This window comes from Parabacteroides sp. PFB2-10 (assembly GCF_029893085.1).
GTDB lineage: Bacteria > Bacteroidota > Bacteroidia > Bacteroidales > Tannerellaceae > QVMG01.
In genome coordinates this window covers 127,769-142,519 of sequence record NZ_JARXWI010000004.1, presented here as the reverse complement: position 1 = coordinate 142,519, position 14,751 = coordinate 127,769, and the positions used below count along the sequence as shown (strand labels likewise).

The 14,751-nt window shown below is 45.0% G+C and carries 14 protein-coding genes; all 14 read right to left on the bottom strand.

Translation table 11 applies throughout. The annotated features are described in order from the left end of the window. Nucleotides 1–42: 42 nt before the first annotated feature. Entirely contained in the window at nucleotides 43–870 is an 828-nt protein-coding gene (locus M2137_RS05055; protein WP_280765379.1) for a lysophospholipid acyltransferase family protein, read from the bottom strand. 6 nt (nucleotides 871–876) lie between these two features. Then, nucleotides 877–1,782, bottom strand: coding sequence for a CDP-alcohol phosphatidyltransferase family protein (locus tag M2137_RS05050; RefSeq protein WP_280765497.1), 906 nt, complete (start codon nucleotides 1,780–1,782; stop codon nucleotides 877–879). A 12-nt stretch (nucleotides 1,783–1,794) separates the two neighbouring features. Further along, a complete protein-coding gene (locus tag M2137_RS05045) occupies nucleotides 1,795–2,523 on the bottom strand; it encodes an SDR family oxidoreductase (protein ID WP_280765378.1) in 729 nt (242 codons plus the stop codon). Between the two features lie 7 nt (nucleotides 2,524–2,530). Continuing rightward, nucleotides 2,531–2,998, bottom strand: a complete 468-nt coding sequence (locus tag M2137_RS05040; protein WP_280765377.1) for an adenylyltransferase/cytidyltransferase family protein — start codon at nucleotides 2,996–2,998, stop codon at nucleotides 2,531–2,533. A gap of 113 nt (nucleotides 2,999–3,111) precedes the next feature. Continuing rightward, nucleotides 3,112–4,218, bottom strand: a complete 1,107-nt coding sequence (gene pdxA, locus M2137_RS05035; protein WP_280765376.1) for a 4-hydroxythreonine-4-phosphate dehydrogenase PdxA — start codon at nucleotides 4,216–4,218, stop codon at nucleotides 3,112–3,114. Nucleotides 4,219–4,249: 31 nt separating this feature from the next. Further along, nucleotides 4,250–5,272, bottom strand: a complete 1,023-nt coding sequence (locus tag M2137_RS05030; RefSeq protein ID WP_280765375.1) for a DUF4837 family protein — start codon at nucleotides 5,270–5,272, stop codon at nucleotides 4,250–4,252. Between the two features lie 65 nt (nucleotides 5,273–5,337). Further along, nucleotides 5,338–6,369, bottom strand: a complete 1,032-nt coding sequence (gene rlmN, locus M2137_RS05025; RefSeq protein ID WP_280765374.1) for a 23S rRNA (adenine(2503)-C(2))-methyltransferase RlmN — start codon at nucleotides 6,367–6,369, stop codon at nucleotides 5,338–5,340. 337 nt (nucleotides 6,370–6,706) lie between these two features. Continuing rightward, on the bottom strand, nucleotides 6,707–8,845 hold the full coding sequence (locus tag M2137_RS05020) for a SurA N-terminal domain-containing protein (protein ID WP_280765373.1): 2,139 nt from the start codon (nucleotides 8,843–8,845) through the stop codon (nucleotides 6,707–6,709). 101 nt (nucleotides 8,846–8,946) lie between these two features. Beyond that, nucleotides 8,947–10,206: a hemolysin family protein gene (locus M2137_RS05015; RefSeq protein WP_280765372.1), complete on the bottom strand. Its 1,260-nt coding sequence runs from the start codon at nucleotides 10,204–10,206 to the stop codon at nucleotides 8,947–8,949. After that, nucleotides 10,199–10,945, bottom strand: a complete 747-nt coding sequence (locus M2137_RS05010) for an LPS export ABC transporter periplasmic protein LptC (protein WP_280765371.1) — start codon at nucleotides 10,943–10,945, stop codon at nucleotides 10,199–10,201. The genes M2137_RS05015 and M2137_RS05010 overlap by 8 nt, the downstream gene beginning before the upstream one ends. A gap of 3 nt (nucleotides 10,946–10,948) precedes the next feature. Continuing rightward, on the bottom strand, nucleotides 10,949–12,316 hold the full coding sequence (locus tag M2137_RS05005; RefSeq protein ID WP_280765370.1) for a hypothetical protein: 1,368 nt from the start codon (nucleotides 12,314–12,316) through the stop codon (nucleotides 10,949–10,951). A 30-nt stretch (nucleotides 12,317–12,346) separates the two neighbouring features. Further along, the gene (locus tag M2137_RS05000) at nucleotides 12,347–13,627 is read right to left on the bottom strand and encodes a hypothetical protein (RefSeq protein WP_280765369.1); all 1,281 of its coding nucleotides are present in this window, start codon (nucleotides 13,625–13,627) and stop codon (nucleotides 12,347–12,349) included. Beyond that, the gene (locus M2137_RS04995; protein ID WP_280765368.1) at nucleotides 13,614–14,342 is read right to left on the bottom strand and encodes a type III pantothenate kinase; all 729 of its coding nucleotides are present in this window, start codon (nucleotides 14,340–14,342) and stop codon (nucleotides 13,614–13,616) included. Before M2137_RS04995 ends, M2137_RS05000 begins: the two co-directional genes overlap by 14 nt. Before the next feature lie 98 nt (nucleotides 14,343–14,440). Next, nucleotides 14,441–14,635: a hypothetical protein gene (locus M2137_RS04990; protein ID WP_280765367.1), complete on the bottom strand. Its 195-nt coding sequence runs from the start codon at nucleotides 14,633–14,635 to the stop codon at nucleotides 14,441–14,443. Nucleotides 14,636–14,751: the final 116 nt, after the last annotated feature.

Genomic DNA, 14,751 nt, shown 5'->3' with positions numbered 1-14,751 from the left:
TATATCGAACGATTCAGGATAAAGACAAGATGCTTCACACGATTATTTCTTCGCGCCGTAAGTGTTTTGATAAAGGAAGTCTGCGACTTCTTCATCCGTCATGTCTTGTATTTGTTCTGGTGTAATCGGTTCACCCAGGTAAACATCGACGGTGCGCCCACGTTTATTAAAGGCTTCTGCCGGCATTCGCAGCGTACGGATCCGCCAATCGATCGTACCCAACCAATAAAAAAAGCGGGTGTTCAGAAAGTCGAAGAGAACAGGATAAATAGGCACCTTGGACTTACGGATCAGGCGAATCACACTATGCGTCCAGGAAAGATCTACGATCTTCTTCTTTTCCTCATTATACATCGACACAGCTCCTGCCGGGAAGAAGCCCATCGGATGACCCTCCTTCAGGCGTTGCAGAGATAAGCGGACACCATTGATATTGACCGGCGCGTTTTCGTCCTGTTTACTGGATTCCGGCACAACGGAAATAAAATTGTCTTCCATCGCCCCTATGCGTGTCAGAAAACCGTTTACCATCACTTTAAAATCGGGACGATATTTGGCAAAGAGGTCGATCAGGATAATCCCATCCAACGAACCGATCGGATGATTCGAAACAGTCACAAAAGCGCCTTCCGGAAGATCTTTCAAGAGCTCTTCATTATGCACTTTATAGTGCAGGTCGATCAATGGATCGTTTAACAAGGCGGAGGTGAAATCAGCTCCCCGAAGATGGCAGCTGTTGGCATGAACCCTGTTCACTTTATTAATTTTAAACCACTTGAGAAATATTTTTCCCAGAAATGTACCGAATGTAGACTTGAAAAACGGCACCATTTCCTGTAGGTCATAGATGTCTATTACAGTCTTTTTCATAATGATCTATACAAAAGATGCACACATTTTCTCGTGCTTACGCATCCCAATGATTAATATACAATTTAAAACGATGATTTCATACACATAATACACCCAGACAAGTGTTGGCGATACCCAAAAGCCCGATAAGACAACCAGGAACATGAAGATCGTGCGCCCGTTGAATGTCAATAAGTCAATATAGCGTGACATGATATGTTTGCTCTGACGGCGGAAAGAGAGGCGTGTCTCTTCCGGGATATCATCGCCGTAACGCGCCTTCAGGCTGGCCAGCATGCGTTGCAACTGAGGAGTTGCTTTCATTTGCACAAGCGTATACCAGCGGTAGAAAAAATAAAATACCTTATTAATACCGGGCTTCATGGCGGCATAAATGGCATCGACATCGTCTACGGTTTGAAACTCCTTCCCCTTTTCTTTGCTGATAAAATAGAGGTGGAGCGTTTTATAATAATCGGTAATATTGGCCTGAAGCAGATGAGACAAGGCGGATAATACGGCTAAAGCGAAGAACCAATAGGTGCCGTGCAGATGCGACAAGCGCAATGCGAAGCCAATATAGATGGAGGCAAACCAGATATCACCTGCCACCCCGTCTAAGATGCGCCCTATTTCAGACTTGATTCCCGTCATACGAGCCAATTGCCCGTCGACACAGTCTAAGATATTCGCACATACCAGGCAGAGAATACCAAGGCAGTTGTAGTAAATATTCTCGGAATAGAACAAAAAGCCGGCCGCGGCGCCAACAAAGATGGAAATAACCGTAATCGTATTCGGTGTGATGCCTGTCCCTTTGAGAGCGCGGGCAATAGAAAAACCAATCGGACGGTAGAATATCCGGTCTATTTTGTTTTCTGTTTCGATCGACTTCAGCGACGATTCGTATTCTTTGCGTTTATCTTCAATCATTTTCAGTTGTTATTTATAGGAGTATCCTCCGTCGACAACAATAACCTCCCCGTTCATGTATTTGTTTTCAATCAGCATGCGATAGACCTCGGCCAGTTCTTCCGGTTCGCAAAAACGATTGAGGGAGATTTTGTTTTCGATATTGCGGCGTATCTCCGCCGGTTTGGTTTTCTGCCATTCGGTATCCACAAAGCCGGGAGCCACGCCATTCACGCGGATATCGTAGGGAACAAGATGTTTCACTAAGTTGCGCACCAAGGCATGCACAGCACTCTTGGTTGTGCCGTAAGCCAGCGAAACGGAATGCGGCTGCACACCCATAAGCGATCCGGTAAAGACAACACTTCCACCTTTACGGATACGGCCTACGATGCGTTGCAGGAGAAATACCGGGTAATGCACGTTGGCAAAGAAGACCCGCTCCCACTCTTCCAGAGACATTTGTTCAAAAGGATCGCGGCAGGTAATACCGGCATTAAACACCATCGCGTCGAGTAGGATATCGTTTGTTTCCAGAAACTGACCGACCAGCTCAATAGAGGCCTTGTCGGTACTGTCGGCTTTCAGCGTCAATACCTTTATGCCGTATTGATTTTCCAGCTCTTCCCGCGCCTTTTCAGCCGCCTCCTCGTCGGAAGCGTATGTCAATAACAAAGGATAGCCGGCTTGCGCCAGACAAGACGCCACAGCCTTCCCAATACCTTTGGTACCTCCGGTTATACAAACATAGTTATTCATAGATTCGTTATTTCTCGCCCAATCCTTCGATCTTATCAGGCTTGGCCTGGCGTTGCGACTGGAGAGTCGCCTCGTAACTGTCGTGAATGGTTTTCTTCAGATTGGAAGAAGAGACGCCTGTGCCGTACGGGAAGTAGAACACCTGTACTCCTAGTTCTTTCAGATAATCGTATTTACCCCACCAGTCATCGCCTACGACAAACGCGTCGATGTTGAGCTTCTTCACGATCTCCGTATGATCTAACGTATGCTGAGGAATGACAATATCGGGTGTTTTCAATGCTTCGATGATCTGCAAGCGCTCGTTAAACGGGATAATAGGAGGCGCCTTATAGGAAGAGACCAACTCATCCGAACTAACACCGACGATCAGAATATCGGCCAATGCACGGGCATAATTAATCATCCGCAGATGATTGTAATGAAACATATCGAATGTTCCCGAAGTATATACAATTGTCTTATCTCTAAACATGCCAAACTTTTATTTAATCTTGCAAACATACGGAAAAACTTCCTATCCGGAAAAGAAAACAGGGAAAAGAGACCTCCCGCCATTGGGCGGAATGCGGACAAAACTATGCCCGATTAAAGCGTTTCCGCATCGTCTTTGGTCAGGTCGAGCTTTACATTGTCGCCTCCCTTATCGAAATATTGTTTCCGCAACGGATTGGCTGTTGCCTCTTTGTATCTTTTACGATTACGGAAAACGTCTAATGCGGCATACAACGCCTGGCGGAACGACTCTTCTGAAGCCTTGTTCTGCCCGGCGATATCATAAGCCGTGCCATGCGCCGGAGAGGTGCGGACGATCGATAAACCGGCCGTATAGTTAACACCTTCCTCCATCGCCAGTGTCTTAAAGGGAGCCAACCCCTGGTCGTGATACATCGCCAACACACCATCGAACGACTCATACATCTGCGATCCGAAGAAACCATCGGCCGGATATGGGCCAAACGACATAACACCTTTCCGCTCTGCCTCCTGCATGGCGGGAATAATCAGTTCCTGCTCCTCCTTGCCTAACAGGCCTCCATCACCGGCATGCGGATTGAGCGAAAGCACGGCAATACGCGGTTTCACGATGCCGAAGTCTTTCTTCAAGGCAGCGTTAAATACCAATAGTTTGGTGATAATATCTTCTTGCTTCAGGGTAGAAGCCACCTGTGCCAAAGGGATATGGCCGGTCACCAGCGCCACACGGATATCATTTGTCATCAGGATCATCAATGCCTTCTGCTCTTCCCGGGCAAAATGTTCTTCGAGGTATTCCGTATGTCCGGGGAAGTGGAACTGGTCGTTCTGAATATTGGCCTTATTGATAGGAGCCGTCAACAACACATCGATTGCCCCGCGTTTCAGGTCGTTCACGGCAGCTTCCAGCGCATCGAAGGCCGCTTTGCCGGCCACTTCAGTTGACTGACCCAGATCTATTTTGGTATCATCCGCCACACAGTTTATGATATTAACCCGATTCGCTCCTGCCTCTTCCGCCCTGGATATCTGGCTCAGGTTTACAGCAGGCAGATCGAGTGTCTTACGATGAAAGGCTGCCACTTTGGATGAGCCGTAAATAACAGGCGTACACAACTCGGCCAACCGCCCGTCGCCAAAAGCCTTCAATATCACCTCATATCCTATGCCATTAATATCACCCTGCGTGATACCCACTTTTATTATTCGTTCGCTCATGCTTCTTATTTGTTTATTCTTCTATTTCACATTAGGGGATAATGACTACCTCATTGGGCAGTTCCTCCTCGCCCGGCAGACGTAAGGTATATAAGGCCGCCTCTATACGACGAATAATATTTCGCTTATCCGTTTCAGGCGCATAGACAAAGCCTTCGACCACAACGACCCGGTTATTCACTTCGTCCAAACGGGCATGGCTCACAAAAGGACCACCCATCATATCGCCCTGCATACGCCACAAACCACGCAACACGCCACAATATTTCCCTTTCAATGTGATGGGAGCATAAAGAGGCTGCACATAACGCGTCTCCGTGGTCATATAAGAGTTAGGGAAAGAACCCGGCATATACAGCTTCATGATCGAATCGCGCTTATTGACCAGGTATTCTTTGGTAAAGGTATTTTCATCGCGGTAAGGGAAAGAGTAGACCACCACATCCATACGACTTGTCCCGGCATTATTAGATGCCCAGAAAAAATCGGCCGTATCCCGGAAGTAGGTCATATTATCAGGCACCTTCAATTCGGCTCCAAACTTATTTTTCACCCCTTCGTAAACCACCATGCTATAGGTCTTCTCGAACTGGGAAACAGCGCGAGCCATCTCCTCTTTCACAAACTGGTTGACAAGGATCTTGGGGTTCGCCTCCAAATAGCTAACCGCCTCCTCTTTTGTCAGTGCATTCAGCGTAAGGATCAACTGTCCCCGCGACCAGCGGTTGCGCTCCATATTCAAGCTGACCTGCGTATAGGCTGTTTCATCGACACGCAGAATCATCAGATTACGCACGTATGTCAATAAACCATTAAAGTTCTGAGGAGAAGCGTATGTGATACGCAGGGAGTTTTCTGCCTGAGGCAATCCGGGCACTTGTGAAGCCAGGTCGGCTTTCACAGCTTCGCCCACCTCTCCTTGCCAGAGCGGTTCGGTCATAGTAACCACCACCTCATACGCCAGCCCCGTTGAGTTGGGCAAGACAGGACCGGAAGAGCAGGCACCTAACAAAAGGACAAACAAGAGGGAGAAAATAATCGGCATTGTTTTCATATCTTTTCTTTTTTATTGTTTCCTTTTATAAGATGCAAATATAACTCTTTTTCCATAAGCCTTTTCTATATATTTTGATTCTTTTTCGTCGTAGAGAGAAGGCCACAGGCGGCCATTATATCCTCTCCCCGGGAAGAACGGATCGTGCAAACGACTCCATTCGCGTTCAGGGTATCCCGGAAAAGCTCCATTTGCCCGAGATCCGATGTTTCGAATGATTCACCCGGAATGGCATGAAAACGGATCAGATTCACCCGACAAGGAATACCATGCAAAAGTTTAGCCAGTTCCAATGCATGCTGTCGAGTATCATTTAAGCCTTTGAACACAATATATTCAAACGACACACGGCGTTGATGGGAGAAGTCGTATGCCTTTATCTTCCGCAATACATCCTGCATAGGAAAGGCCTTTTCAACCGGCATAAGTCCTAATCGTTCCGCCGGATAGGGAGAATGAAGACTCACTGCCAGGTGGCAATCACTGTCGGCCAGAAAACGCTCCAATCCTTTTGCCACGCCAATGGTCGAAACAGTGATACGCTTCGGGCTCCAGGCATAGCCATACGGAGCTGTCAGGATCTCTAATACCTTGAACAATTCATCCGTATTGTCCAACGGTTCGCCCATGCCCATAAAAACGATATTGGTTAATCGTTCGTATTCCGGCAGAGACTGTATCTGGTTCAGTATTTCAGCCGCACTCAGATTGGCCGAGAAACCCTGCTTGCCTGTCATGCAAAACCGGCAATTCATTTTACACCCCACCTGTGAAGAGACGCATAAGGTGGCCCGGTCGTCGGACGGAATATATACAGATTCGATAAAATTCCCGCTGGCTACCGCATATAGATACTTGATAGTTCCATCTTTGGAATGCATGGATTCAACCGGAAGGCTTGCCCCCACCTCGTATTCCTCTTCCAATAGAAGACGCTTCGCCTTGGGAAGGTTGGTCATATCGGAAATAGAAAGTACACGTTTCTTATAAAGCCAGTCGGCCATCTGCCGGGCAGCAAACGAAGGCATATCAAACTCCCGGGCGACCTTCGAAAGTTCATCCAGGGTCATTCCCAGCAATGCTTTTTTTGTACTCATTATGGTATTCCGTATTACAAAAACAAAACAACGTTATTCTGTATTGTGTGCAAAGGTAGTGAAAAATGACAAAATGATATTTTGCCGGGAGAATTTCAGCAAAAGGGCAGGAGTATTTTCAAAAACTCCCGGGAGTAAACATTTGTTAACAATTGAAGTGTAAGCAAACAGGTCCAGTTTTAGCCAAAAATGCCCCTTTTTGCTTACACTTGCATTTCTCGATTCTGACCTAAATCACGACGAAAAACGCCCAAGATGAATGCTATGACACAAAAAAAAAATCGAGACCGGAAACAATTCCGATCTCGACCTTTTATATAAAAAGAGTAAGTCTGGTTTAATAGAAACGAACGCGGTTATCGATAATCTCCGCTTGATCAGTCAGAGCCTGGATAGCCAGGTAGCTGAAGCGATAAGCATTTGTTTCATTTACAGCATTCATCTGTTCTTTTTCATTGTATTCACCTTCGCCTTTATTCTTTTGAACTACCTTTAATACATACACACCATTCGCACCAATGATCGGCTCACTTACCTTACCTTCCGGCAACACAGACACCATAGCATTGATCTTAGGCTCCGTACCTATTCCGGAGATACGGCTGGTATTGAATCCAACAAACTTAACCTCTTCCACTGAGCCATTCATCGCAGCAGCATAATCTTCCAACGAGGAAAGATTCTTTGCTTTCAACTCTTCCGCAATAATAGCACCCTTCTTCTGCGATCTGATTTCATTTTCCAAAGTAGGAGTAACAGAAGCTAACGAACGATAGCCTTCAGGTATGGTTCCGAGCATAACAGCAACAATAAATTTATCATCACATTCAAAGATATCCGACATATCGCCTTTCTTGGATTGGTATGCCCAACGGATTACCTGACGAGAGTTTTTAATAAAACCAAGTGACTCGTCGTTCTTTCCAACATTAAAATTGCTCACCAGGTTATAGCCAGCTTCCTGGGCGTTTTCATCAAACTTAGCCTGTGTATTATTCGTCGAGATATATTGATTCAGGCTATTATAGAGGTTACTATACGTTTGAGAACTTGGAGAAACACTCATGCTGATGTTGGCCACTTTATACTTAGTCACGTTGGCAGTTTTTTCGTTCACTTTCACAAGGTGAGTTCCGTATATCGACTTTACGATTTTTATGTCGCCTACATTTGCTGAGAAAACAGCATTCTTAAAGTCTTCGTTTATACCACGCAAAGCGGTAGCTTCCGTAAACCATCCCAATAGGCCACCCTCCTGAGCCGACTGATCAACAGAGTGCTGAGCTGCTAATGCTGCAAAATCACCTTTGTTTTTCAGAACATCCACCAAGCTATCAGCCAAAGCAGTTGTTTTTTCTTCCGTCATGCCTGCCAACATAATATGGCTTACATTCACTGAGTCCGGAGCCGTAATCTTATCTACCAAGCGGAACATACGATAAGTATTAGCAGCAAACAGAGGACCTTCTACATCACCCACAGCGGCAGTCGTCACAAAATGCTTCAATTCTTCGTCTCCCGTAAAGGCTGTTTCAGAGAAGTAGGCATCCAGATAAGGATTATCCGAATATTCATTCACCACTTCCGCTACATTGGTCGTAGTTGTGAATTCGCCTTTTATACCTTCAATTTCGGCAGAGGTTTTCTCGAAGTCTTCGGCGCTCGGCACGATATCTACAGCAATATAGTTGATCACCTTGGCTTCAGCCTGCTTATAGGTTTCCTTGCGTTGGTTATACAACTTTTCCAATTCGCCTTTAGAAACCGTGATGGTTGAATCGGGAATGGAAGAGTAAGGCTGCATCACATACTCGATGTCGCTGGTTGTATTATTAGCTTCAAAATGGTCTTTCGCGTCCAACGCATTGGCAGAAATCGCTTTTGTCATCAGGGCGATATACTTTTCTTCCAAACGTTGATTCTTAAGATTCTTTTCCCAGAACAACCAAAAGTTGCGCAAAGACAAAAGCTGTGCTTGTTGCTCTACCGGATAGGCGGCAATATTATCGTCGTCGATCATCTTCAGGAAGTTCAACAAAGTGGTTTTGTCAAACTGGCCTGCTTCGTTCATGAACATAGGCATTTGTTGAAGCATCGGTGAGATATTTTCTCCCTGAACCATATCAAACAACTCATCTGCGCTTACAGTCAGACCCAGCTTCTCTGCCTCTTCTCCCAAGACCATCTCACGGATCATTGTCTGAAACACAGATTCGCGAACCTGCGCATTCAACTCTTCTGTCAGGTTTGCATTACCCGATTGCATTTTATAGACCTCTATCATCTCATCCATGCGTGTCTGATAATCCTGAATTGAAATCACTTCACCGTTTACAGATGCAATCTCTTCCTGAGTCTGTCGGAAATACGTTGAACCCGAGTTCAAAAAGTCACCAATGATAAAAGCAAACAACGCGACCCCTACAACAATAATAAGAAGTCCTGCTTTGCTTCTGATTTTTTCCAGCGTAGCCATGTATCTTTAAATTATATTTTATTTATTTTTTTAGTATTCTGCTTTTAAGGGTGCGAAGATACAAAAAAAAGAAAATGCAACATCATTTCTCTTCTTTTTTTTCACAAAAGCAGCGTCATACGCACCAGTTCGATCTTGGTAGCCGACACTTTGATGATCTTAAAAGAGTATTTATCGATTACGACCGTTTCATTCAGCTTTGGGAAGTTCTGATAATGATGTAATATATAACCCGCCACAGTCGCATAATCATCGGCTTCGGGTATATCTAACTGAAACATTTCATTCAATATATCAATCTCGAGACGCCCGGAAAGCAGGTATTCGTCATCCGATACCTTTTTGGCAATATGCGATTTGATATCATGCTCGTCCTCGATCTCTCCGAATATCTCTTCCACAATGTCTTCCAGTGTCACGATTCCGGAGGTACCGCCAAACTCATCCACGACCACCGCCAGGCTTTTCTTATCGTGCATCAACGCTTTCATCAGCTTATTGGCCGCCATGGTCTCGGGCACGATCGACACCTCTTGAATCTGCTGTCTCCAATCTTCCGGATGTTTAAACAGTTCCGACGAATGAATATAGCCGACTATATCATCGATATTCTCGTTATAGACAACGATCTTCGACAATCCTGTCTCAATAAACTTCGCCCGTATATCTTCTTCACCAACCGTAAGATCACAGGCAACGATCTCTGTACGCGGCACAATACAGTCACGCAGGCGCACCTTCGAGAAGTCCAATGCGTTCTGGAAGATCTTTACCTCCGTGTCGATCGGCAGGTGTTGTGGACTCTCATCAATAGACTGTTGTATGAAATAATCCAGATCGACCTTACCCAAGGCACGCTGCACCGAGTTATTCAAATCCTTCACACGCGCGATCCGCAGGATGATATAGGAAATGAAAGAGGCAAATTTGGAGATCGGGTAAAGCAATACATAAAGAATCAACAATGGGACGGCAAAGATATTCAAAGAGAAATTCGGATTCAGTTTGAATATTGTTTTCGGAATAAATTCACCCACAAAAAGGATCAACAACGTGGATATAATAGATTGTATCAATACAATCAACGCCTCGTTATTCACCAACCGGGCAATGGTCGGCTCAAGCAAAATAGCCATCTGCAACCCATACACAACAAGAGCAATATTGTTCCCCACCAACATCGTGGAGATAAACTGTCCTGGATTGCGATAAAAGATCTCCAGAATACGGCTTGAGAAGGTCTTTCTCTCTTTATCTAACTCAAAACGTAATTTATTCGAAGAGACGAAGGCAATCTCCATGCCTGAGAAAAAGGCAGAAAAGACAAGGGATATAATGATATAAATAAGCAGATTACTCATCTCGCTCCATCAAGAGTACAGGTTCTAATTCTATTTCTTTCAAAAGGGGATCTGCGGACAGAGGCAATTCGGGCGAATCTTCATCTTCCAATTCCGGAAGGGCAATCACCTCCGCGTCATCGACTTGGGTCGTATCAGCAGGCTGTTCTTCTGTTACAGGCACTGATCCCGTCGGGCGGCGTATCACCCAGTTGGTCATATTCTGATCTGCGGAAAAACCAATACCATACAAGTCCAGTCCGCTCTTCTCTACGATATGCATAAAGGCATCGGAATAGATACGTTCCGTCTCCTGATTCCACCACAAAGTGTCGGTTTCGAATCGTTCTCCATCCAGATTGACAACAACAATATTCCCTATGGCTTTCGATAAATTCTTTTCCGTCCAATAGTAAGCCGTATCCGCCTCGAAGCTTGCTTGCACGTTAAACAGGGTATCAAACTGCTCGATATAAATCCCCTGCGGGAAATAATAATAGGGATCGGCGGCCTTGTCGAAAACGAGCATCTCAGGACTAACCACCCGGTAGCGTGTCAGCCCGGAATCGGAGATCAGCGAGGAGATCTCTGTCGTTCGCATCGTATAGGTATTTTCAGGATCGAACTCCACCGTAACGACCTCTCCTTTATCGCGGCTGCACGAAGGATAGAAAGATAATAAAAGAAGCATAACAACCACCCCGAAGGTAGTTGTTATGCCTTTATTATTCGTTTTACAAGTAAAACGCTCGTTTGTCATGTCTTATCGGATAGTCGTTGTTTCATTGATCCATCCACCTACCTTGAACTGTTTTCCTTTCTCAATTTCGGGATGCATAAATACATCTTCCGTAGAAGGAAGGTGTGCACGATAGGCCGTAATCAGACTGTTTGCTTCACCTGCTACTTCAGAGTCCACCTGACGGGCTCTCTCAAACTTGTCGATAGCCGCGTTATAAACCACCTTCGCCAACACACCATCATTCGGATATACCGACTTGGCTGTTTCAGCATACATTCGACCGATCAGGATATAAGCTTTCCCATAGCTGGGCACCAATTCAATTGCTTTGTTCGCATACTGACGGGCACGAGAGTAGTTGTTCTGATTGGTCATAATAACAGCGATCATATAATAATCGTCTGCTCTGGAAGCCGGATCTTCATCCAGGCTGGCAGCCTCTTCAAAATACTTAACAGCCAATTCGAAATCATTATCACGTACTGCCTGTTTGGCCAAACCTACGGCCGATTCCGCTGTCGGGTTGTTCACGTGCATATAACGGGAAGCAGCAATATAGACATCGGAATCCGTACAACGCATCCGTTTCAACAGAGCCAGTGTTTCTTTCAGGAATTCCATATCCTCTTTATTCTGCTCCACTTTGTCTGCATACATATTCTGCAACGTTTCGCAATCAGCAGCGCCACTATTAGCAAAACCAGCGTCGAGACCTGTCTTATAGGTAGTCACTGTGGTGATATCTTTCTCGTTGTTCGCTGCTTTCGCTTCAAGCAATTGAGCATCTAATATAGCAGTCGAACGCAGGTAGTCATTAATATACTGTGCTTTATTGGCTTCCGGATCCTTAATCAACAAACGATGGGAAGCAAACATAAAATAAGAAACGGCCATCGGATCTGTCTTTTCTCCATATTGGTCAAGAGCTACCACTAACCAGTCGCGCAACTGCTGTGGGTCAGCATTCTCTCCCTTGTGCTGGATATAAGACTGCGCCTTACGAGCCAGGATCCAGTCGGCACTGTAACGCGCATGATTTCCAAAGTATTTAACACGCTGGTCGTACACAAACATTAATTTATTAATCAATTCCTCTTTTTGTGCGGCATCGGTAGCATTGGCAATTTGCCAGTCGACAATCTGCACACCGTAAAGGTATAGGTTCGAATTCGACGCAGGGCATTCCGTAAAAGCAGTAGTCCAAGGCTCAAGTGCATCGGCATAATTTCCTGCCTTCGCATAGGGATAATACAAGCTATTTGCCGTAATACAGCGAATACTATCTTCTCCCGAGCCAAACGGGGTACCATTGTCAACACCTTTCTGCGCACTTGCTCCTAACACTCCCATTAAGAGCAGTGAAGCTGATAAAAATACTCGTAGTTTCATATCTGTTCTTTTTTTAGTTATTCAGTCTTCTTATATTTTCCGTTTAAGGAACCACATTTCGTTAAATGTAAGATTTAACGTCAAACGCAGATATTGTTCTTTCACCATCGTGCGTAATTCGGGCTGCACTCTCACATATTCAAAAGAAACATTGATCAAAGAGCGATTCTCATCATTCGAATATCCCGTACGAATCGGAATTCCCATACCCACACTTACACCATACTCGCTAAAGCCATACCGCTTACTCTCAATCATCGCCTGTCGATACGAATTGCTGTAATGGACACCCGCGCGATAGCGTGATCTCTGCAGGATATTCCGATTGTAGAAATCCGGTATAATCTCTGCCCCTACCGCTACACGCAATCGATTGTCAAACGAATCATTCTTGTCAAAAAAGTAGGCCGTACTCCACTCTTCATACTTCACATCGGCGCCAATTGTCAATTTATTGTTTTTGGTATACGAAACACCGAAACCAAACGTATTAGGCAAATCAAAGCGTTGGTTGACGATCGTATCGGCTTCCACATACCCCCCTTCCGAGAGGGATCCTACCTGCAATATATTATAAGATGTCGAATTCAACTGCTTTGCCGGCGAATAAACAGCTCCTACAACTACTTGCTGGGTAGCACTCAGCGGATGAGTATATTGCAAACCAAAATCAAATTTCACATCGTTCACTTTCACCCGTTGCATATTCACGCTGCTCCAGGCCGTACTCCCTTTGGGAAAGGAGGTTGTTTGCTGATGTTCAATCTTGCCAAACAGGTAACCGACATTGGCACCCAATGAAAGACGCTTCTTCCATATATCTATTGACAAACCAGCATACACTTCGTTTAATCCGCCCGATCCTGAAAAAATGTTACTGGATTCAGCGTCATTATCCACCGTCTCTCCAAACTTATATCCCACAAAGGAATAGGGAAGAATCCCCGCACTGAAGGCGATCCGTTTGTGTACAGGAAATAACATCGCTATATATTCCAGATTCCCATTGTAATTGCCCTGGCTGTTTTCACCATCCGTAAACCAGGATCGTTGCACATGAACCCCCATATCAAAAATGAAAGTCATCGAATCAATGCCGGTATACGAAGCCGGATTCATCGGATTCACCTGTTTCCCGGAGCGTAGGCCAATGCCTAACCCGCCCATGGCACGACCGGCGGCAAACGAACGATCGGCAATCTCACCATACCCAAAACGGGTATAGGGCGAATTCGTATTATTCTGCGCCCACACCTGTAATTGAGTGACTATAAGAATACTTATAACTACTACCCTGCTAATTTTCAACATTATATTCTAAGATTCTATTTAAGCCTGTCAACACTAAATTAATGTCTGCAAAGATGCGGTTTTTTAGGCGTCTCTGCAAATAAAACGAATGCCCGCCTGTTAAAAAAACGAAAAGATCAGCATATTTCGCCTGAAGCGCATCGATATAGCCATCTATTTCGTACACAAGCCCGTTGACCACTCCCGCCTGTATTGCTGCCGTTGTATTTGAGGCAATAAGCGGAATTTCTTCCTGTTCAGATACCAAAGGTAACTTCTTTGTATAATGATGAAGCGCCTTGAAACGGGTAGCCATGCCGGGCGATATATTCCCTCCGACATAAAGCCCCGACGCTTCCACCAGTTCATAGGTTATCGCCGTTCCTGCATCAATCACCAGAACAGTCCTTCCGGGCTGCAGGGTATAGGCTCCCACGGCAGCCGCCAAACGGTCATTCCCCAATGTATTCGGCGTATCGTAGCCTATCCGAATGGGAAGCATCGTTTCCGGCGTCAACTGTAAAAGCCTGATCAAGCGCTTCTCCAGGCATGCCACCATACGGGTATCAATCCCTATCACAGAAGAAAGAATCCCATATTTCAAGTCATACTGCTCAAACAAGGGCGCCAGCAGCTCACAATTGAAGTCTTTATACATAAAAGAGGCTTTGACCTGCCCCTTGTCATACACAGCCACTTTGGTAGCGGTATTTCCTTGTTCAATGATCAGATTCACTTCCTTCGGAATTTTCAGCAAAGAAAAACAAATTTTGCGAAATAGACAAGGTGTATATTCAATGCCCAGGGCAAACACATCTAATTTTTATTGTTCCTTTAGAGATCATAAGCAAATACCTGTTCTTCATCCTGCAGGAAAAACACATGTTCTTCTCTCCCTCTCGAACGATTACGAAGCCATAAGAGTGCCTTTGAAGGAATATTTTCATAGAAAAGTTCTTTACTTGCAGCTTTTTGTATTCCTAAAGAAACCCAGCCTTCCAAGCCCGATTGATAAAGTAATTCATACATGTCGTTTTTTAATCGTTTGTGTTCATTTTGAAGTATTGTTCATTGTCAATGAACATACAAGGATAGTGAACAGTTTTGAATTGGATAGCAATACTAATCGCTTGCTTTGTCCAAAT